Genomic DNA, 20,170 nt, shown 5'->3' with positions numbered 1-20,170 from the left:
TGGCCCGTGCCCGCCGGCTCGCGTCGGCGGCGTCCGGTCGGTCAGCCGGTGGACGACACGGCGCCCGCCAGGACGGGGGTGCCGAGCTCGCGGGCCAGGCGCGCCTTGACGACGGCGAGGTCCTCGCAGTCGGCGCCCGTGCGCTCGGCGATGTGGACCCGGTAGAGCTCGGCCAGCCGCTCGTTGTCGACCTCGACGCCGAGCTGGTCCAGCAGGTGGCGCAGCACGGCTCGGCCCGAGTGGCGGCCGATCAGGATGGACCGTTCGCGGCCGAATCGCGCCGGCTCCACGTACTCGTAGGTCGCGGGGTTGCGCAGGATGCCCTGTTGGTGGATGCCGGCGGCGGTGCCGAAGGCGTAGGTGCCGAAGATCGCCTTGTTGCGCGGCTCCTCCAGGCGGATGGTCCTGCGCAGTGCCGTGTACGCCTCGTACATGGACGCGAGGTCGATGTCGGTGTAGATGCCGAGGACGCCGCGCTTGTAGCTGAGCAGCGCGGCGACCTCCTCCAGGGGGGTGTTGCCGGCGCGCTCGCCGATGCCGCCGAGGGTGGCCTGGACCTCGTCGGCGCCGGCCTGCAGGCCGGCGACCGCGTTGGCGGTCGACAGGCCGAAGTCGTCGTGGCAGTGCGTGGAGAGCCGGATGGGGGCGGGGGCCCAGCGGCGGAAGGCGGCGATGAGGTCGGCGTACTCCTCGGGGGTGGTGCAGCCGGAGGTGTCGGCGACCGCGAAGCAGGTGGCGCCGGCGTCGATGGCGCCTTCGGTGATGGCGCGCAGGAGGTCGTGCTCGCCGCGGCTGGCGTCCTCGATGCCGACGGAGACCGACTCGACGCCGAGGGAGTAGGCGTGGGCCACGGTGTCGGCGACCTCGTCGACGGCCTCGCGGCGGGTGATGCCGCGTTTGTGCTTCAGGTGCATGTCGCTTCCGGTGGCCATCACCTGGACCTGGTGGTTGGCGGTCCCGCCGGCCTGGACGGCGCGGTCGACGTCGGCCCGTACGGCGCGGCAGAAGGTGGTGAACCGGGCGGTGGTGAGGTGCTGGGAGATGAGGCGGGTGGCTTCGAACTCGCTGGGTGAGGAGGCCGGGAAGCCGGCCTCGATGTAGTCCGCTCCGAGCGCCTCGATGCGCAGGGCGATGTCCAGTTTCTGCTGGGGGGTCATCGCGTTGGCGGGGGCCTGCTCGCCGTCGCGCAGTGTGGTGTCGAAGACGGAGATCCGTCGCGCTGCGGGTCGGTGGTCCATTGTGCGTCCTCCATGTGTGTGCGGACGGATGGGCGGTGCGGGATGGGGGGGTTCGGGATGGGGGGTTCGGGATGGGGCCGTGCGGGGTGCGCTGGGTGCCGGGGTGCGGGTGTGGTTCCCCTCAGGCGGGCGGGGCGCCGCGTCGCATCGTGGCGGCCGCGAGCGCGGAGCCGGTGAGGAAGGCCGCGCCCGCGATGAGGGCCGACCGGTGCAGGCCTGACGTGAAGTGGGCCGCGGTGGCGCAGAGGGTTCCGAAGAGCGCCACGCCGACGGCGTTTCCGACCTGTCGGGAGACGTTGAAGACCGCCGAGGCGACTCCCGCTCCGCCGGCCGGCGCGGATTCCATGATCGCGGCGGTGGCGGCGACCACGGTCATCGGTGTGGCCAGCCCGGTGGCGATCAGGGCGAACAGCAGGACGGGGTAGGCGGTGTCGTGGTCGGCGGCCAGCCAGCCCAGGAAGCCGACGGATCCCAGCAGGAGGGCGAAGCACATCGGCGGGTAGGGGCCGGTGCGGGCGGTGATCCGGCCGGAGAGCGGCGCGGCGATCAGGGACATGCAGACCGAGGGGAGCAGGGCCAGTCCGGTGCCCAGGGCGCCGTAGCCGCGTTCCTGCTGGAAGTAGAGGGTGGCCAGGAAGAGCATGCCGTAGTAGCCGAAGCTGAGCAGGAAGCCGATCACGGCGGTGGGTGCGAAGCCCGTGCGGCTGAAGAGCGACGGCGGCATCAGCGGTGCCCGGCCGTCGGGCCGCGAGGCGAGGCCACTCTCCAGGCGGCGCTCCACCGTGACGAACACGGTGAGCGCGAGCGCGCCCGCGGCGAACGCGGCCAGGACCGGGAGTGATGTCCAGCCTGCCGTGCCGGCCTCGTTGAGTGCGCCGGCCAGTGCGATCAGGCCGACCACGCCGAGCACCTGGCCCACCGGGTCCATCCGGGTCCGGGTGGGGCGGGGCGGTGGGGAGGGGACGTGGCGCAGGGTCAGCAGGACCGCGACGAGGGCCACCGGCACGTTGAGCCAGAACACGGCGCGCCAGTCCAGTCCTGCCACCAGGAGGCCGCCCAGGACCGGGCCGGACGCGAAGGCGATCGAGGAGACGCCGGCCCAGATGCCGAAGGCGCGGGCGCGGTCGGCCTTGGTGGGGTAGGCGGTCTGCAGGAGGGCGAGCGAGGCCGGGACCAGGAAGGCGGCGCCCGCTCCCTGCAGCAGGCGGGCGACGACCAGGACGCCGGTGGTGGGCGCCAGGCCGCAGCCGACCGAGGCGGCGGTGAAGGCGGTCAGTCCGGCGACGAACATCGTGCGGTGGCCGAGGCGGTCGCCCAGTCCCCCGCCGAGCAGCAGGAGGCCGGCGAAGACGGTGCTGTAGCCGTCGACGATCCACTGGAGGCCGGCCGGGCCGGCGTGCAGGGACCCGCGGATCGCCGGTACGGCCACGGTGACCACGGTGACGTCGAGCATCACGAGGAAGTAGCCGAGGCTCAGGGCGATCAGCGGCAGGCGGGACACGGGCGCGGCGTTCGGGGGTGCCGGATCCGGCGTGGCGTCGTCCCGGCGCGGGGGCAGGCGATGTGACGTCGTGTCAGTGGTGGGCATAGCGATCCCTTCGGGGGCGTCGGGCCATGATGACACAGAAAAATTCCTTCTAGAAGGTATTCTTTTTGTTCATGGATGACCCCGGCGGTGACCTGCGGCGTCAGGTCCCGGCCTCCACCAAAGCGGGAGTGCGGACCCTCCTTCGGGATGACCGGCAGGCGACGGCCTCCACCACCGACCGATGACCGGGCGCCGCGCCGGACCGAGGCTTGGGGCACCAACCGGCCCACAGCCTCGGGGAGAGCGACCCGTGAAACCCTTCTACGCCCTGTCCGACCACGAGCGCGACGCCCTGTACCGCGTCCTGGAGAGCGTCGGGAAGAACCCGTTCGAGGACTACCCCGCCTTCTCCCGCGCGGTGGCCGACGTGGTGGACCGCGGGGAGGTGCCGGCCTTCTTCACGCAGGTCTGCGGGCGCATCCGCGCCGAGCGCGAAGCCGGCGTCTCCGACGCCCACGTCCTGCGCAACTGCCCGATCGACGCCCACGTCCCGGACCTCGACCCCGACGACCCGATCGCCGACAAGTACGCCAAGAAGAAGACCTTCGTCGCCGAGGCCTTCCTGGAGCTGTTCGCACAGCTGGTCGCCACTCCCCTGCTGGCGTACGCCACGCGCTTCAACGGGGACTTCTTCACCGACGTCGTCGCCATCAACCGCTACAGCGGCATGCAGACCGGCTTCAGCGACAGCGAGCTCGTCTTCCACAACGACCGCACCGCCCACGCCGTGAGGGCGGACTTCATCTCGCTGCTCGGCATGCGCTGCTCCGACGCCGACTTCATCTACACGGGCTTCGTCGACGGGCGCTCCCTGCTGGCCCACCTGTCCGAGGAGCAGCAGGCGGTGCTGCGGCAGCCCTGCTTCATCACCCCGTTCGACGTGTTCTCGCGCGACAGCAACAGCCGCCAGACGGTCTCCGAGCGGCATCCGATCCTGGAGAACCACCACAGCTTCCGTTACCTCGACACCTGCACCACGGTCGCCGAGGGAAGCCCGGAAGAGGCCGTCCGGGCGCTGCTCGCGATGAAGAACGCGCTGGTCCGGGCGGACAAGGTCCGCCACCGCATCCTGACCGGCGACCTGTTCGCCCTCGCCAACCAGGACGGTCTGCACAGCCGGGAGAAGATGGAGATCAACGACCCGGCGCGGGCCCGCAGGCGCTGGCTGCTGAAGACCTACGCGTTCCGCGACCAGAGCGCCGCCGACCGGTACTCGGGCCACTGGCTCGACGGCGTCCCAGGCCGGGTGGCCGACTGACGGCCGCCCTCGGCGGTCCGTACGCCCGCTTCCCCCGGGCGGGCGTACGGACCGCGCCCGACCACCTGCCTTTTCACCTGCCCTTCCACCTGCCCGCTGCCCAGGCCCGTGCGACCCACCGGCCGGGCGTGCCGTTCCCCGGCCCGGCCCCGCGTGAGATCCACGCGCGGCCGGGCCGGGTCGTGTGCGGTGACGGGCCCCGCCCCTAACATTCCTTCCAGAAGGTATTCTTCTGTGGCATGATGTGGTCCGCTACCCGAAGGGGCCAAGGGCACAGGGGGCGAGGGGCCGCACCACGCCCCTCGCGAGGTGGCAGTGCAACGGGCAGAGGCCACCTCGCCGCTGCGCCGGTGCTGCGCACGTCAGTTCACCTCGGCCGTCGCGCCTTTCGCGCCCCCTTCGAACAGCCCACGCGACAGGGGAGCCCGATGACCACGACCGTGAACCTTCCTGTGCCCACCGCTCCGCCCGGACGGCCGGCGCCGGCCGCCGGGGCGACGAGCCGTCAGAGACCGTCCGGTATGCCGTTCCACCGGTACGTGCCGTTCGCCGCGGTCGACCTGCCGGACCGCACCTGGCCGAGCAAGGTGATCACCCAGGCCCCGCGCTGGCTGTCCACCGACCTGCGGGACGGCAACCAGGCGCTGATCGACCCGATGTCCCCGGCCCGCAAGCGCACGATGTTCGACCTGCTGGTCAAGCTGGGCTACAAGGAGATCGAGGTCGGTTTCCCGTCCTCCGGCGCCACCGACTTCGACTTCGTGCGCTCGATCATCGAGGAGGGCGCGATCCCGGAGGACGTCACCATCTCCGTGCTGACGCAGGCCCGTGAGGACCTGATCGAGCGCACGGTGGAGTCCCTGGTCGGTGCCCACCGGGCGACCGTCCACCTGTACAACGCGACCTCGCCGCTGTTTCGCCGGGTGGTGTTCAAGGGGTCCAGGGACGACATCCGCACCATCGCCGTCGACGGCACCCGGCTGGTGATGGAGTACGGCGAGAAGCTGCTGGGCGAGGAGACCGTCCTCGGCTACGAGTACTCGCCGGAGATCTTCATCGACACCGAGCTGGACTTCGCCCTGGAGGTCTGCGAGGCGGTGATGGACGTCTGGCAGCCGGGTGAGGGCCGCGAGATCATCCTGAACCTGCCGACCACGGTCGAGCGTTCCACCCCGAACGTCTACGCCGACAAGATCGAGTGGATGTCGCGGAACCTGTCGCGCCGCGAGTTCGTCGCGCTGTCCGCGCACCCGCACAACGACCGGGGCACCGGCGTCGCCTCGGCCGAACTGGCCGTGATGGCCGGCGCCGACCGCGTCGAGGGCTGCCTGTTCGGGCAGGGCGAGCGCACCGGCAACCTGGACCTGGTCAACGTCGGGATGAACCTGTTCTCCCAGGGCGTCGACCCGATGATCGACTTCTCCGACATCGACGAGATCCGCCGCACCTACGAGTACTGCAACAAGATGGCCGTCCCCGAGCGCCACCCGTACGCCGGCGACCTGGTCTACACCTCGTTCTCCGGCTCGCACCAGGACGCCATCAAGAAGGGCTTCGACGCGCTTCAGGTCGACGCCGCGACGGCCGGCGTCCCGGTCTCGGAGTTCACCTGGGGCGTGCCGTACCTGCCGATCGACCCCAAGGACGTCGGCCGCTCCTACGAGGCCGTCATCCGGGTCAACAGCCAGTCCGGCAAGGGCGGCATCGCCTACGTCCTGAAGAACGACCACAAGCTGGACCTGCCGCGCCGGATGCAGATCGAGTTCTCCCGGATCATCCAGGCCAAGACCGACGCCGAGGGCGGCGAGGTCACCCCCGCGGCGATCTGGTCGCTCTTCCAGGACGAGTACCAGAACACCGCCGACACCCCCGGCAGCCGGATCCGGCTGGGACGACGCCTCGCCCTGAGCACACACGACGGCCGGGACACCTTCACCGCCGACGCCGTCGTCGACGGCGCGCACACCGTCCTCACCGGCCACGGCAACGGTCCCGTCGACGCGTTCGTCAACGCCCTCGCCGGCGTCGGCGTCGACATCGGGATCCTCGACTACGCCGAGCACGCCATGGACCAGGGCGTGGGCGCCACGGCCGCCGCCTACCTGGAGTGCCGGGTCGAGGACAGGGTCGTCTGGGGCTTCGGCACCGACCCCAGCATCGCCAGGGCGTCCGTCAAAGCCGCCGTCAGCGCCGTCAACCGCGCGCACCAGCACCGATCCGAACCACCGGTTCGGTGAACCAACCCATCTCACCGGGAGCCGTTATGGAGTTCAGACATCTTGTGACGTTCCAGAAGGTGGCCGCGGTCCTGAGCTTCACCCGGGCCGCAGCCGAACTGAGCTACGCGCAGTCCAGCGTCACCAGCCAGATCAAGCACCTCGAGGCGGCCCTGCAGACCGAGCTGTTCGACCGGCTCGGCGGCAGGATCCAGCTCACCGACGCCGGCCAACGGCTCCTGCCCTACGCGGAGCAGATACTGGCGCTCGCCGAGGAGGCACAGAACCAGCTCACCGGAGTCCGGGAGCCGGCCGGCGCCCTGACCGTCGGCACCATGGAGAGCATCACCTCCTACCGCCTGCCCCCGCTCCTGGAGATGTTCCACTACCGCTACCCGCGCATCCAGCTGACCCTGCGGCCGAGCCTGTGCGCGGAGACCCGCCTGGCCCTGCAACAGGGCACCTACGACGTGGGCTTCCTGATGGAACAGCAGGTGCACCACCAGGGCCTGGAGACCGTCGTCCTGGCACCGGAGCCACTCGTCCTGGTCGCCTCCCCCAGCCACCCGATGGCCTGCGCGTCCCGCATCACCGTCCCGGAGCTGCGCCGGGTGACCGTCCTGGCGACCGAGCCCGGCTGCGCCTACCGCGACCTCTTCGAGGCCGAGCTGAGCACCGGGCCGGGCGAGCCCGCGTCGTTCCTGGAGTTCGGCACGATCGAGGCGATCAAGCGCGGCGCGGTCGCCGGCCTGGGAGTCAGCCTGATACCGGAGGTGGCCGTACGGGACGCGCTGTCCGCCGGCTCGCTCGTGGCCCTGCCGTGGGAGCCGCCGTTCGCGGTGCACACCCAGCTGGCGTGGCGGCGCGGCAAGCGGCTCTCGCGCGAACTGCAACTGTTCATCGACGAGACGATCCGTGCCGTGCAGGAGGCCGGCTCCGCGGCGGCGTGAGCCACCGGCCCACTCCCCCGGGCCGAACACCGTGTGGGCCGCGCTCCGTCGTCCGGGAGCGCGGCCCACACGGTCGAGCGGGCTCAGTAGTGGACGCGCCGGCTGCCGGAGGTCGCCCGGTAGCGGATGCTCCAGTGGTCGCGTCGCACGTAGGTCCGCTGCAGCCAGCGGTCCCGGCCGTCGTAGCGCGCGGTGAACTGCGAGCGGGCGTGCAGCCCCTTGCGGTTGTTGATCAAAAGGGCCTGGCCCGGCCGCAGGAACACCTCGTGCGAGACCTCCCGGCACACCGCCTGGAGCACCTCGAGGGCCTGTTCGGCGGCACGGGTCATCGCCCGCACGCCGTTGGCCGACACCGAGATCTCCGGCGCCTCGTCCGGACCGCTGATGATGGCCACCGGGTCGGAGAGCACCTCGGCGCCGCCGGCCACGTCCCGCACGTAGCTGCCGGGGGCGTTGAGCCGAAACAGCGGGCTGCGCAGCACCTCCAGGACCTGCGGGTCCAGGGCCCGGACGATGTCCCGGGCGTCCGCGTAGTAGGTCGCGGCCACGCCCTCGTGATCCGCGCGCACGCAGCTGAGGACCAGGAAGTCGGGGTTGCTGACGTCGTAGCGGCCGATGACGTCGTGGACGATGTCGTTGTGGAAGTTGAGGAAGACGGTGGAGCCCTGGTTGGTCTGGCTCTGGGCGCCGGTGGCGACGGGTATGACGTCGTGCACCAGCTGGCCGTCCTTCTCCGACAGGAAGCCCACGGGCTCGCCGAGCAGGCCGCTGAGCCCGAGCAGGACGCCCTCGGCGGTGTAGGTGGCCTTGTCCGGGCACGGCCTGCCGTCCCGGGGGGTGGGCGGGAGCTCGGCGTCGACCGGCAGGTTGCGGACCAGGCCGACGCCCGGGGCGTCCGGGTGGCGGCCGAAGTCCAGCATCTCCTGGAGGATGTCGACGGGCAGCGAGGCGAAGATCTGGTAGTAGCGCGCCATCGCCCGGTCGATGTCCTTCGTCGGGTCCGACATCGCGGCGAGCTCGCGCCCGATCGCGTCGCGGGCGACGTCCGGGAGGGCGATCTCGGCGAGGGTCCGGGGGCGGACGGCCTGCGGGCCGCGGTGGTCGATCACAGTCATGACGGTTTCTCTCCTGTGGTTGGTTCAGACCGAGGTGAGCCGGCGTGCGGGGGCGGCGATGTCGTCGTGCAGCCGCTGGGCCAGCACGACCGCCTCGTACTCGTCCGGGGCGAGGTGGGTGGTGACCCGGCTGCCGTGCACCTCGCAGACCGGGATGCCCTCGACCCGGGCGGGCGGCAGGTGGTGGCGGCGCTGGAACTCCTCCAGGTCGAGGTAGCCGCCGATGACCGCGACCTGTGGTGCGCCCTCCAGCCGGGTGGTGTCGACACCCTGCGCGTGGAAGGCGGCGTGCGCCAGGTCGGCCTGCGCGTCGTCCTGGTAGCCCAGGACCACCGAGCGGCGGTTCACGATCACCGCCTCGGTGGGTGATCCGACGGCGCTGATGGTGGTTCCGGCCGGGAACGGCGCCCGGTTGTGCCGGCACACGATGGCGATGCCGTGCTGCTGGGCGAGTCTCACCGCGCGCCGGTGCAGGACCTTGGCGCCGTGCAGCGACAGCGCGGTGGCGACCTCGTAGGAGACCGCGGGCAGCAGGCGGGTCCCGGTGACGAGGTTGGGGTCCGCGCTGTAGATGCCGTCGACGTCGGAGTGGATCTCGCACTCGCCGGCGCCGACGACCGCCGCCACCAGGAGCGCCGAGAGGTCGGAGCTGTTCTTGCCGAGCCAGGTCGGGCGGTTGTGGGCGTCGACGGCCTGGCCGCCGGGGATCACCACGACGTCGTGCTCGGCCAGCGCGCCGACCAGCGGGGCCGGATCGACCTCGCGGACGCGGGCCCACATGTACGTGCTGTCCGTCGTCAGCCCCAGCTGGGAGCCGGCGAGCACGGTGGCCCGGCGCCCGGCCCTGTGCAGCGCGGTGGCCAGCAGGTGCGCGCTGACCGTGTCGGCCATGGTCAGCAGGCCGGCCACACTGGGGTCCGCGGGGTGGGGGTTGACCTGCTGGAGGCGCTCGCGCAGCCGTTCGGTCTCGCCGGGCATGGCGCTGACGACGACGGCCAGGGGGCGGCGCTCCGCGGCGATCCGCTCCGACAGGGCCCGCGCCAGGTCCGCGTAGGCCTCCGGCGAGCGGAAGCTGGAGCCGCCGAACTTCAGGACGGCGGGTGGGTTGCTCACAGCACACCCCTCTCGGTCAGGGCCTCGGCGATCTGGATGGCGTTCAGGGCGGCGCCTATGCGCACGTTGTCGGCCACGATCCAGAGCCAGAAGCCGCGCGGGTTCTGCGGGGAGACCCGGATACGGCCGACGTGGACGTGGTCGGGGTGGCCCGCGGTGCGGGGCGTCGGGAAGGCGCCCACGGTGACCTCGTCGTGGACGGTGACCTCGGACAGGGCCGCCAGACGCCGGACGATCTCCTCGCGGTCGACCGGGTTGTGGCACTCGATCCAGGCCGCCTCGGAGTGCCCGTTGACGACCGGGACCCGCACGCAGGTGGTGGTGACGTCCAGGTGCGGCAGGCCGAGGATCTTGCGGGACTCCTGGAGCATCTTCTGCTCCTCGAAGGTGAACCCGTTGTCCAGCAGGCGGTCGATGCTGGGCACGACGTTGAACGCGAGGGACGGTGTGAACTCCTCGTCGGGTCCCATCGCCTCGTGGTCCTCGAGGCTGATCCGGCTGGCCTCGTAGAGTTCGGCGACTCCCGAGTGCCCCCGCCCGGAGGCGGCCTGATAGGTGCTCACCACCGCCTGGCGGATGCCCCAGCGCTCCTCGATCGTCTGCAGCAGGCGGACCAGCGGGATGGTGGAGCAGTTGGGGTTGGCGATCACGCCGCTGGCCGGACGGCGGTCCAGCTCGTGGGCGTTGACCTGCGGCACGACCAGCGGAGTGTCGGGGTCCATACGGAAGGCACTGGTGTTGTCGATGACCAGGGCGCCCTGGGCGACGGCGGTGGGCACCCACTTCTCGCTGACGGACCCCCCGGCCGAGAAGAAGGCGACATCGGTGTCGGAGAAGTCGAAGCCGTCGAGGTCGTGGACCCGGTGGGAGCGGCCGTCGACGGTCATCTCCCGGCCCGCGGACCTGGCCGACGCGACCAGGCTGATCCCGCGGTACCGGAAGCCGCGTTCCTCGATGAGCCGGATCAGGGTGTTCCCGACGGCGCCGGTGGCGCCGACGAGGGTGATGCGCGGGGCGGAGGGATCGCTCACGAGGGTCATCGGTTCTCTCCAACGGTGACGGTCTGCTGGGCGGCCGCGGTCGCGGTCGCGGTGGGGGCAGGAGTGGCGGTGGCGGTGGCGGTGGGGGTGGCGGTGGGGGCGGGGGTGCGGCGCGGGCCGATCCGCCAGCCGAGGTTGATGCCCAGGCTGGCGCCGACGATCAGCGGGATGCCCAGGGCCTGGAGCAGGGTGACGTGGTGTCCGTAGACGGCCCAGTCGCAGAGCATCGCCACGGCCGGGTAGACGAAGGCGAGGACCGCGATCTTGGGGGTGGGCAGCTTCTGGTAGGCGGAGTACATGAGCACGTACATCAGGCAGGTGTGGATCAGACCGAGGCCCACCAGCCAGGCCCAGCCGCTCCCCAGGTGCGAGACCTTGCCCAGATCGGTGAACGGCAGCAGCAGCGGGATGCCGAGGACGACCTGGACGAGCGCGACGAGGTGGGGGCGCACGCCGGTGACGCGCTTGGTGATGACGGTGGCGAAGGCGTAGAACACCGCGGCGAGCAGCGCCTGTCCGAGGCCGACCAGGTAGCCGCTGTCGCCGCTGAGGTCCGAGACGGTGACGCCGGCGACCAGGATCAGGCCGACGAAGGCGACACCGAGCCAGCCGAACTTGGCGGCGGTGATCCTGTCGCGGAACAGCAGCGCTCCCAGCAGGACCACGTAGAACGGCTGGGTGTGGTAGACGACGGTGGCCACCGAGATGGAGGTGCTCTCGTAGGACGAGAAGAGGAAGGCCCAGTTGAAGACGATGAACACCCCGCCCAGGGCGGTCAGGCCGAGCTTCTTCGCGGTGAAGCCGTGGTTGGTGAAGAAGCCCCGGGCCAGGCAGTAGAGCCCCAGACCGACCGCTCCGAACACGCAGCGGAAGAAGACGATGTTGAAGGGGGAGGCTCCGGACTCGACCACGAAGATGCCGATGGTGCCCGAGAGGACCATGGCAAGGGTGAGTTCGATCGCGCCTGCCGTCTCCTTGGCACGCGACTTCAATGATGAGGACATGTCACTCTCCTTGTGGGGCGAGGCCCCGGCGGGATCTCGGTGCGGGGGTGGATCGGGTGGATCGGGTGGATCGGGTGGATCGGGTGGATCGGGTGGATCGGGTCAGTGCAGGGGCGGCGCGTAGTGCAGGCCGCCGCGGGTCCACAGCTCGTTGAGGCCCCTCGGCACGTCCAGGCCCGACGCGGGACCGAGGTTGCGGGCGTAGACGTCGCCGTAGGTGCCGACGGCGGCCAGGACGCGAGCGGCCCAGTCCTCGTCCAGGCCGAGGGCCGGCCCGTGGCGGCCCGCCGAACGGGCGGCGGCGGCCAGGGCGTTCGCCCGGTCCTGCCCCGCGGCCTCGTCCGCGGCGTGCTCGGCGGCGGTCAGAAACCGCAGCACCCACCGGCACAGCCGGTACCAGGCCGCGTCACCGTCGCCGACCGCCATCGCCATCGGCTCCCGGGAGATGGCCGTCTCGAGGATGACGTGCGCCGCGGGGTCCGGCAGGGCCGCGCGCTCGCCGGCCAGCGCGACCCGGTCCAGCACGTAGGCCGCGCACTCGCCCCGCGCGTAGGCCGCCAGCGCCTCGCCCGGCGTCGGATAGGCGACGGGCTCGACGGCCAGTGCGCGCGGGCCGAACCAGCCGGCCAGGTTCGCCGCGCTGGTCGTACCGGCCTGCACGGCCAGGCGGCGGCCCGCCAGCTGCTCCGCGGTGGTGATGCCGTCGGCGGCCCGGACCAGGAAGCCCTCGCCGTCGTAGCAGGTCACGCCGGCGAACAGCACCGGGTGGCCGGCCTCGCGGCCGAGCGTCCAGGTGAGGTTGCAGGCCACCAGGTCCGCCTCGCCGGCGACCAGCCGCTCCAGACGCTGCGCCGGGTCGGTGGGCAGCCACGTGACCGCCGCGGCGTCGCCGAGGGCGGCCGCCGCCACGGCGCGGACCACGTCCGCGTCCATGCCGCTCCAGTGGCCGTCCGCGCCCCGCAGCGACAGGCCGCGGATGCCGCGGCTGACCACCGCCCGCAGCGTGCCGGCCGACCGGATCCGCCGCAGGGTGGAGCCGGCGGAGCCGGTCGAGCCGGCGGCCGTCGTGGTGGCGCTCATCGAATACCCCTCGGGTGTGAGCCGACCAGCTGTTCGCGGTCGAAGCGGCGCTCGTTGAAGCCGAGCATGTCGATCAGTCCACGGGCGGTGACCGCCCGCTCCCCGGCGCCGTCGGCGGGCACCGCCACCGGCATGCCGCCGCTCTCGGACCAGCGCAGCCGGCCGCGCGCGTCGATGCGGGCCCGGGACCGGTTGGCGTTGTCCTGGTGCAGGCAGTACGGAACGTCGAGGTGCCCTCGGGCGAAAGCCCGCACCAGGGCGCTGCCGACGTCGTCGCCGAAGCGCAAGGTGCTGGTGATGAGGGTGCGGGCCTCCTCGTAGAGGCCGGTGTCCGACGGGCGCACGTGCGGCGCCCGGGTGGACTCGTCCCGGGCGACGGCCGCGGCGAACTCCAGGGCGTCCACGTTCTCCGCGACGGTGGGGATCCGGTGGGCCTCGGCCGGGGTCTTGACGATGAGCCGCTCGGTGCCGCTGCGCACCGCCAGCCGGGCACTGTCCTCCAGGATCCGAAACGCCCCCACCGGGGTCCGGGGGAAGACGCCCATGTAGGTGTAGAGGACGACGTGCCAGTCGGCGTCGCCCAGCCATTCGCCGGCCAGCGCCCGCAGGGCGGCCAGCGCCTCCAGGTCCTGCGCGGGGTCGGTCTGCTGGGCGTAGCTGACGGAGATGCTCCGCAGGCCGTGCTCGCGGAAGAACATGCCCTCCAGGACGCTGAGTGCCACCAGCAGGCTCGGTGGGCACAGCTGTCCGAGCATGCAGCCGCCGAAGCTCTCCAGGTGGATCGGCTCGGCGAGGTCGGCGAGCAGCCTGCAGCACTCGGACCAGGCCGATACCGCCTGGGACAGCGGGACGCGGCTGTAGGGGAGGCAGTAGGAGACGGGGCCGCCCTCGGTCGCGTCGGCGCCGGCGGCGGCCAGGGCCGCGAAGAGCTCCTGTGGCTGGGCGGAGCCGTGTCGGATCTGGACCGGGAACCGTTCGCCGGCCACCTGGGCGAGCATCTCCCGGACCCGCTCGGGGCCGTGGGCCACGACCGGGAAGCCGTTGAGGTCGTCGCCCTTGGCCAGCGCGCGCCGGGCCGATTCGTGGTCGTTGACCCGGGTGTAGCTGTCCACGGTGATGGTGCCGACGGTGGCGCCCCGGGCCTGGCGGACCGCCTGGAGTCCGGCGCGCATTCTCGGCATCTCGCCGAATCCCATGCGCGGCTGCACGACCAGGTGGCCGGCGTCGCGCGCGTTGCCGACGAAGCGGGAGAACCGTCCGTGCGGGCCCCGCCTGGGGAGGGTGGCGGCGGTCCTCGGTGCGACGGTCATCGGTGCGGCGGTCATCGGTGCGGCGGTCTCTGCGTCGCCGATCACTTCCGGGCTCCGTTCCGTGCGCCGACGAGTTCGGGCTGCCGGTTGGTGGGTTCGGGCTGCCGGCCGGTGAGGGCGGGCTGCCCGTTGGTGGGTTCGGGCTGTCGGTTGGTGAGGGCGGGCTGCCGGTTGGTGGGTTCGGGCTGCCGGTTGGTCAGGGCGGGCTGCTTCGCCGGTTCCAGGGAGGCGAGGAACTCCTCGAACCGGCCGAGGCCGGCGTCGGACTCGAATGCGGCGTCGAATCCGCTGGTGACGAGTTCGTCGACGTATTTGGCGTTCCCGGCGCCCTTGACTCCGAGCTTTCCGCCGATGACGACGCGCAGGCCCACGAGGTCCGGGTCTTCGCGGATCTTGCGGATCAGCCGGAGTCCGTCCAGGTGGCCGTGGCCGTTCACGGTGCTGATGACCAGGACGTCGGGTCGGATGCGGCGGCACTCGTCGATGATCAGCTCGTCGGGCACGCAGGCTCCGAGATTGATGACGTCGCCGCCCTGCTCCTCCAGGAGGAGTTGCAGGAAGACCAAATTCCACATGTGCGCGTCGGACGAGACGCTGGATACGACAAACCGCTTGGGGCGGGCCAGAGTTATCGAAGTCATCGGGTGGATCCCTCTTCTGCGGGAGGCGGTGAGAACGACGCTACGGTCCTGAGCTGCAGGTCGTCCACGTCCCAGCAGGGCGTCTGGCCGATGCCGCCGATCGGCGGGGCCGATGGGCCGGCGCGCGGCGGGGCCGATGGGCCGTCAGGCGCCGGCGCCGCGTGCGACCAGCGGACGAGGGGCGCCGTGCGCCCGGTGCTGGGGGCGGGCAGCGGGGTGGTGGCCGTGCAGCACCCGCTGGATGAGCAGGACGGCCTCCAGGCGGTTGCGCAGGCCGAGTTTGGTCAGGGCGTGCGACACGTGACTCTTGACCGTGGCCGGGGAGACCCTGAGGGCCCCGGCGGTCTCCGCCGTGGACAGCCCGTCGGACAGCAGCGCGAGGACCTCGCGCTCCCGGTCGGTGAGGGCGCCCAACAGGTGTTCCGGGGACGGGCCGCCGCCGGCGCGGGCGGCCGCGGCCCGGCCGGCCGACGGACGCGGGGCGCGCGCGTACAGCCCGAGCAGCTCCGGGGACAGCACCGTGTGGTCGTGCGCCACGGTGTGGACCGCCGCGGCCAGTCCCTCGATCCGGGCGTCCTTCACGAGGCAGCCGGCGGCGCCGGCGGCGAAGGCGCCGTCCAGCCGCTGCCGGGTCCAGTCGACGCCGATCATCAGGATTCGGATGCCCCGGGCGGCGAGTTCACGGACGGTGCGGGTGAGGTCCTCCTGCGGCCCGACCGCCAGCACGGCCACGTCGACCTGGGCCAGCGGCCACTCCTGCCACGGGCTGCGGGTGTCCACGCAGACGACGCCGGCGAGCCGCCCGCTTCTGTCGAGCACCCGGCCCAGGACGTGCCTGGAGACCGGGTCGTGGTCGGCGAGCAGGACGCGCGGCGCCGGCTCGGCCAGCTCACCGTCGGCGAGCCAGACGTCCTTCGGTGCGCGGATACGCGGCATAGTTCTTTCCCCTCAACGCGTGGAACGCGGGCCTGGGCCTTCCATGACGTTTCTTCATATAGTCCAGAATCCGATACATATCTTCTTGTATCGTGGACACGGGCGGTAAGTTAAGCACAGTCAGAACCACGGCGTGCAGGGCGTGTTGGGAACGGCGTCCGGATACGGACCCGCGGTGACGCCCCGGATCCCGCAGGGCCCTCGGCCTTCGGGAGAACGGCACGACCCAGGTCGCCGGCAGCCCCCGCACCCCAGGTCGCCGGCGCTGTTCACCGGCCCCGCCACGGCGCCACGAAACGCCTCCCCCGGCCGCCCCCGCGCGGAGCGGCCGTCCGCGCATCACACCACCGGCAACCTCGTCACCAGGGAGTAGGAACCGCATGGGCAGGACACTCGCGCAGAAAGTGTGGGACGCACACGTCGTACGGAGCGGCAGCGCCGGCGAGGACCTCCTCTACATCGACCTGCAGCTGCTCCACGAGGTGAACACCCCCCAGGCGTTCGACGCCCTGCGCGCGGCCGGCCGCACCGTCCGCAGGCCCGACCTCACCCTCGGCACCGAGGACCACAACACCCCGACGCTCGCCATCGACAAGGTCATCCGGGACCCGGCCGGACGCCGCCAGGCGGCCCTCATGCGCGAGAACTGCGCACAGTTCGGCATCCCGCTGCACCGGCTCGGCGACCCCGACCAGGGCATCGTCCACGTCATCGCCCCCGAGCTCGGCCTCACCCGACCCGGCATGACCATCGTCTGCTGCGACTCGCACACCACCACCCTCGGCGCCTTCGGGGCACTCGCCTTCGGCATCGGCGCCAGCCAGGTCGAACACGTCCTGGCGACCCAGACACTCCCGATGCGCCGGCTCAAGGACATGGCCGTCACCGTCACCGGCCGCCTGCCCGACGGCGTCACCGCCAAGGACCTCGTCCTCGCGCTCATCGCCGAGGTCGGCACCGCCGGCGGCCAGGGCCACATCATCGAATACCGGGGCGAGGCCGTCACCGCGCTGTCCATGGAAGCCCGAATGACCCTGTGCAACATGTCCGTCGAAGCGGGCTCCCGAGCCGGCATGGTCGCCGCCGACGACACCACCCTCGCCTACCTGCGCGCCCGACCCGGCATGCCCCGAGGCGAACACTGGGACACCGAGACCGCCCACTGGCGCGGCCTGCGCACCGACGACGACGCGGTCTTCGACACCGAGGTCGAGCTGGACGCCGGCCGGCTTCGCCCCTACGTCTCCTGGGGAACCAACCCCGCCCAGAGCGTCCCCCTCGACGGCCGCGTCCCCTCCCCCGCCGACTTCCACGACCCCGAGGAACGCGCCGCCGCCGAACGCGCCCTGCACTACGTCGGCCTGCGCCCCGGCACCGCGATGCGCGACGTCCCCATCGACACCGTCTTCCTCGGCTCCTGCACCAACGGCCGCATCGAGGACCTGCGCGCCGCCGCCGACGTCCTGCGCGGCCGCCGCGTCGCCGACGGCACCACCATGCTGATCGTCCCCGGCTCCGCCCAAGTCCGCAGGCAGGCCGTCACCGAAGGCCTCGACCGGATCTTCACCGACGCCGGCGCGGACTTCCGCGCCGCCGCAGGCTGCTCCATGTGCGCCGCACTCAACGAAGACCGCCTCGGCCCCGGACAGCGAGCCGCCTCCACCAACAACCGCAACTTCGAAGGCAGGCAGGGCAAGGGCTCCCGAACGCACATCGTGTCCCCGCCGGTCGCCGCCGCCACCGCCGTCGCCGGCCACCTCGCCGCCCCCACCGATCTGTGAGGTCCACACCCATGGAGAAGTTCACCGTCCACACCGGCACAGCCGCCCCCCTCAAGCGCAGCAACGTCGACACCGACCAGATCATCCCGGCCCGCTTCTGCGTCCACTCCACCCGCACCGGACACGCCGCCTCACTCTTCGCCGACTGGCGCGAGGACCCCACCTTCGTCCTGAACCGGCCCGAACACCACCAAGCGACCATCCTGGTCGCCGGCAACGACTTCGGCACCGGCTCCTCACGCGAATACGCCGTCTGGGCCCTCCAGGACCACGGCTTCCGAGCCGTCGTCGCCCCCCGCTTCGGAGACATCTTCCGCGGCAACGCCCTGATGAACGGCCTCCTCACCGTCACCGCACCACCCCACGTCGTCGAAACGCTCTGGAACCTCATCGACGCCGACCCCACCACCCCCTCACCGTCGACCTGCACCACCGGCAACTGCGCTGCGAAGACCTCGTCCACCCCATCGACATCGACGACGACACCCGCACCCGACTCCTGCAAGGACTCGACCCCATCGCCGCCACCCTGCAACACGCACCGGACATCACCGCCTACGAACACCACCGCCGCCCCGCCCTCCCCCACACCCACTGACACCGAACCCCACACCCCACAGCCACCCCCACCACCCCACCGCGCGGACCGTCGGCCACGGCATCCACGACAACCCATCACCCCGCCAACACCCCAGCCCCGCCAGCGAACCGGCACCCCGGCAACCCGGCAACCCGGCAACCCCCCGGCGAACCGGGCCAGGACACCGGCCCGACCGGCCGCCGCACACCACCGGCCCCTTCCACCACCACCCGAGAACCCATCCCCACGGTGGAGCCGTCCTCGCGGCGACCGCGGAACACCAGGATGTCCACACACCCCCGACGGCCGTCAGGCCGCAGGGCCTCATCGAGCTTGCTCCCCACAGGGGTTCGGACCCGCGCACCGAAACGAGCGCCGGGAACCGAAGGACAGCGGCCGGGCGGCGCGGCGGGCAGCCGATGTGCCGGGCGCGGATGGCGGCGGCGCGGGTCTCGACGGCGCCGTGCCATGGCGGGCCCGGGACAGCGGCGGCAGGCGGCAGGCGGCAGGCGGCAGGCGGCAGGCGGGCGGGGCACGGCGGCGGGCCGGCCCTCGCGGACGGTCGGGATCCGCCGGGGACGCAACATTTCCCGCGCCCGGTCCCGTGTAGAAGTCGACGCGGGGCACCACCGTCGCGCGGGCAACTCGGCACGGACGACGGAACAAGGGGGCCGGGCACGGATGTCGCCGGAGCGCGAGAGGTTGTTCGAACAGTTCGCCGCCGCCCGGTACGGGGCGCTGCGCCGCACCGCGTACCTGCTGTGCGGCGACTGGCACCTGGCGGAGGACCTGGTGCAGTCGACCCTGATCAAGGTGTACGCGCGCTGGCCGCGGCTGCGCGACCCGGACACCGCCGGGGGCTACGCCCGCACCACGCTGGTGCGCACCTTCGTGGACGGGCGACGGCGCCGCTCGGCCGGCGAGGTGGCCAGCGCCGAGCCCCCGGAGACGGCCGCGGTGGGCGCCGACCCGGACCGGCGGCTGGCACTGCTGGCGGCGCTGGCCCGGGTGTCACCGGGCTACCGGGCGGTGCTGGTGCTGCGCTACTGGGAGGACCTGAGCGTCGAGGAGTGCGCCGCGATCCTCGACCGGAGCAGCGGCACGGTGCGGTCGGACGCCCACCGCGGTCTGGCGCAGCTGCGGACGATCCTCGGCGACTCGGTGCACGAGATCGCCGGCACGTGAACAAGCCGGCAGATGCGCGGCACGGCAGGTGCACGGCGCGGCAGGTGCACGGCGCGGCGGATGGGCGACACGGCCGATCGGCGGCACGACAGGTGGGCGAGCGGGTGTACGGGCGAGGCCGGGGACGCGGAGCGAGAGGGAGGAAGCGGGCATGACGCACGGTGGAGAGGACCCCGACCGGCGGATGGCGGCGGAGGTGTTCCGGGCGGTGCTGGAGCAGCCGGAGCCGGAGCCGCCCGCGGTGCTGGCGGCGGTGCGGGCCGGCGGGCGGCGGCTGCGGGCCCGGCGGCGGCTCACGCTCGGCGCGGCGGTACTGACGGCGGTACCGGTGCTGACGCTCACGGCGGCGCTGGCCGTAGCGGGGCCGGCGGGGACGCCACGGCTGCGGGACCTGGTGGGGCTCGACCCGGCCGGGGGCCGGCCCTCGACGGCGCAGCCGTCGAGCTACGGGATGGACCAACTGGACGCGGTGCACGAGCGGCTGCGCTCCGCCCTGGCCGCCCACCTGCCGGCCGGGTACACCGGGGTGCTGGACGGCGGCGGCCCGACCACCTTCCGGCTGGTCCGCGCCGACGGCGGGTTCACGGCGGTGGCGACGATCATGGGCGATCCGCTGGCACCGGGCAGCCGCGCGCCCTCACCGTGCGAACCACGGGCCGGCCGGCCGGTCTACGCGAGCGACTGCGTGTCCCGGACCCTGCCGGACGGCTCGACCGGCTGGCTGTACCGGACCACCTCCTACCCGGGCACCCAGTTCACCCTCGTCACCCCACAGGGCCGAATCGCCGGACTGGGAACCCTCCCCACAGCCACCCCACCCCAGGGAGAAGGCGGCGAGCCACAGGAGTCCAGGGCGATGACGCCCGAGGACCTGGACGCCCTGGTCCGCGACCCGCAGGTGCTCGCCGCACTGGAAGCCGTCCCACTGGACGCACCGGGATGACACAGCGCACCGAGGCCACGCACCGGGATTGCGCACCGGACCCGGAACACGGCCCCACCAACGGCAACGACCACAGAGCCCGGGCCCGGAACACGGCCCCACCAACGGCAACGACCACAAGGCCCGGGCCCGGAACACGGCCCCACCAACGGCAACGACCACAAGGCCCGGGCCCGGAACACGGCCCCACCA

At 72.4% G+C, this 20,170-nt stretch carries 16 protein-coding genes and 1 pseudogene; 7 read left to right on the top strand and 10 right to left on the bottom strand.

Annotation, left to right across the window (positions count from 1 at the left end; all coding sequences use genetic code 11):
• Nucleotides 1-41 precede the first annotated feature (41 nt).
• Nucleotides 42-1,238 (bottom strand): LeuA family protein, encoded by a 1,197-nt coding sequence (locus OG871_RS38405; protein WP_371503179.1) that lies wholly within the window; start codon nucleotides 1,236-1,238, stop codon nucleotides 42-44.
• A gap of 121 nt (nucleotides 1,239-1,359) precedes the next feature.
• Nucleotides 1,360-2,826, bottom strand: a complete 1,467-nt coding sequence (locus OG871_RS38400) for an MFS transporter (protein WP_371493603.1) — start codon at nucleotides 2,824-2,826, stop codon at nucleotides 1,360-1,362.
• A 250-nt stretch (nucleotides 2,827-3,076) separates the two neighbouring features.
• Between OG871_RS38400 and OG871_RS38395 the strand changes: the two genes are divergently transcribed.
• The 3 genes from OG871_RS38395 (at nucleotide 3,077) to OG871_RS38385 (ending at nucleotide 7,250) form a co-directional block, all read left to right on the top strand.
• Nucleotides 3,077-4,084: a TauD/TfdA family dioxygenase gene (locus OG871_RS38395; RefSeq protein ID WP_371493604.1), complete on the top strand. Its 1,008-nt coding sequence runs from the start codon at nucleotides 3,077-3,079 to the stop codon at nucleotides 4,082-4,084.
• A gap of 428 nt (nucleotides 4,085-4,512) precedes the next feature.
• On the top strand, nucleotides 4,513-6,321 hold the full coding sequence (gene leuA / locus OG871_RS38390) for a 2-isopropylmalate synthase (RefSeq protein ID WP_371493605.1): 1,809 nt from the start codon (nucleotides 4,513-4,515) through the stop codon (nucleotides 6,319-6,321).
• A gap of 44 nt (nucleotides 6,322-6,365) precedes the next feature.
• On the top strand, nucleotides 6,366-7,250 hold the full coding sequence (locus OG871_RS38385) for a LysR family transcriptional regulator (protein ID WP_371493606.1): 885 nt from the start codon (nucleotides 6,366-6,368) through the stop codon (nucleotides 7,248-7,250).
• Between the two features lie 83 nt (nucleotides 7,251-7,333).
• Here OG871_RS38385 and OG871_RS38380 read toward each other — a convergent pair whose 3' ends face one another.
• The 8 genes from OG871_RS38380 to OG871_RS38345 form a co-directional block, all read right to left on the bottom strand.
• On the bottom strand, nucleotides 7,334-8,365 hold the full coding sequence (locus OG871_RS38380) for a TauD/TfdA family dioxygenase (protein WP_371493607.1): 1,032 nt from the start codon (nucleotides 8,363-8,365) through the stop codon (nucleotides 7,334-7,336).
• A gap of 24 nt (nucleotides 8,366-8,389) precedes the next feature.
• Nucleotides 8,390-9,478 carry an aspartate kinase gene (locus OG871_RS38375; RefSeq protein ID WP_371493608.1) on the bottom strand — a complete coding sequence of 363 codons (1,089 nt, stop codon included), beginning with the start codon at nucleotides 9,476-9,478 and terminating at the stop codon, nucleotides 8,390-8,392.
• Nucleotides 9,475-10,518: an aspartate-semialdehyde dehydrogenase gene (locus OG871_RS38370; protein WP_371493610.1), complete on the bottom strand. Its 1,044-nt coding sequence runs from the start codon at nucleotides 10,516-10,518 to the stop codon at nucleotides 9,475-9,477. Before OG871_RS38370 ends, OG871_RS38375 begins: the two co-directional genes overlap by 4 nt.
• The gene (locus OG871_RS38365) at nucleotides 10,515-11,522 is read right to left on the bottom strand and encodes a DMT family transporter (protein ID WP_371493612.1); all 1,008 of its coding nucleotides are present in this window, start codon (nucleotides 11,520-11,522) and stop codon (nucleotides 10,515-10,517) included. Before OG871_RS38365 ends, OG871_RS38370 begins: the two co-directional genes overlap by 4 nt.
• Nucleotides 11,523-11,624: 102 nt before the next feature.
• Complete coding sequence (locus tag OG871_RS38360; RefSeq protein ID WP_371493614.1) at nucleotides 11,625-12,602, bottom strand: transporter substrate-binding domain-containing protein; 978 nt, start codon at nucleotides 12,600-12,602, stop codon at nucleotides 11,625-11,627.
• The gene (locus OG871_RS38355; RefSeq protein ID WP_371503187.1) at nucleotides 12,599-13,912 is read right to left on the bottom strand and encodes a methylaspartate mutase; all 1,314 of its coding nucleotides are present in this window, start codon (nucleotides 13,910-13,912) and stop codon (nucleotides 12,599-12,601) included. The genes OG871_RS38360 and OG871_RS38355 overlap by 4 nt, the downstream gene beginning before the upstream one ends.
• Before the next feature lie 41 nt (nucleotides 13,913-13,953).
• Nucleotides 13,954-14,553, bottom strand: coding sequence for a cobalamin B12-binding domain-containing protein (locus OG871_RS38350; RefSeq protein ID WP_371493615.1), 600 nt, complete (start codon nucleotides 14,551-14,553; stop codon nucleotides 13,954-13,956).
• Between the two features lie 144 nt (nucleotides 14,554-14,697).
• Complete coding sequence (locus OG871_RS38345; RefSeq protein ID WP_371493617.1) at nucleotides 14,698-15,489, bottom strand: LuxR C-terminal-related transcriptional regulator; 792 nt, start codon at nucleotides 15,487-15,489, stop codon at nucleotides 14,698-14,700.
• A gap of 380 nt (nucleotides 15,490-15,869) precedes the next feature.
• Between OG871_RS38345 and leuC the strand changes: the two genes are divergently transcribed.
• From leuC to OG871_RS38325, 4 genes and pseudogenes are all read left to right on the top strand, one after another.
• The gene (gene leuC, locus OG871_RS38340; RefSeq protein ID WP_371493619.1) at nucleotides 15,870-17,270 is read left to right on the top strand and encodes a 3-isopropylmalate dehydratase large subunit; all 1,401 of its coding nucleotides are present in this window, start codon (nucleotides 15,870-15,872) and stop codon (nucleotides 17,268-17,270) included.
• 11 nt (nucleotides 17,271-17,281) lie between these two features.
• Nucleotides 17,282-17,868, top strand: a pseudogene (leuD, locus tag OG871_RS38335) (3-isopropylmalate dehydratase small subunit).
• A 684-nt stretch (nucleotides 17,869-18,552) separates the two neighbouring features.
• Nucleotides 18,553-19,035 carry a SigE family RNA polymerase sigma factor gene (locus tag OG871_RS38330; RefSeq protein ID WP_371493622.1) on the top strand — a complete coding sequence of 161 codons (483 nt, stop codon included), beginning with the start codon at nucleotides 18,553-18,555 and terminating at the stop codon, nucleotides 19,033-19,035.
• A gap of 151 nt (nucleotides 19,036-19,186) precedes the next feature.
• Nucleotides 19,187-19,978, top strand: a complete 792-nt coding sequence (locus OG871_RS38325) for a hypothetical protein (protein WP_371493623.1) — start codon at nucleotides 19,187-19,189, stop codon at nucleotides 19,976-19,978.
• Nucleotides 19,979-20,170 lie beyond the last annotated feature (192 nt).

The sequence above is a fragment of the Kitasatospora sp. NBC_00374 genome (genome assembly GCF_041434935.1).
Taxonomy (GTDB): Bacteria; Actinomycetota; Actinomycetes; order Streptomycetales; family Streptomycetaceae; genus Kitasatospora.
Note: the sequence above shows the minus strand (reverse complement) of the source record. Positions and strands in the feature narration are given on the sequence as shown.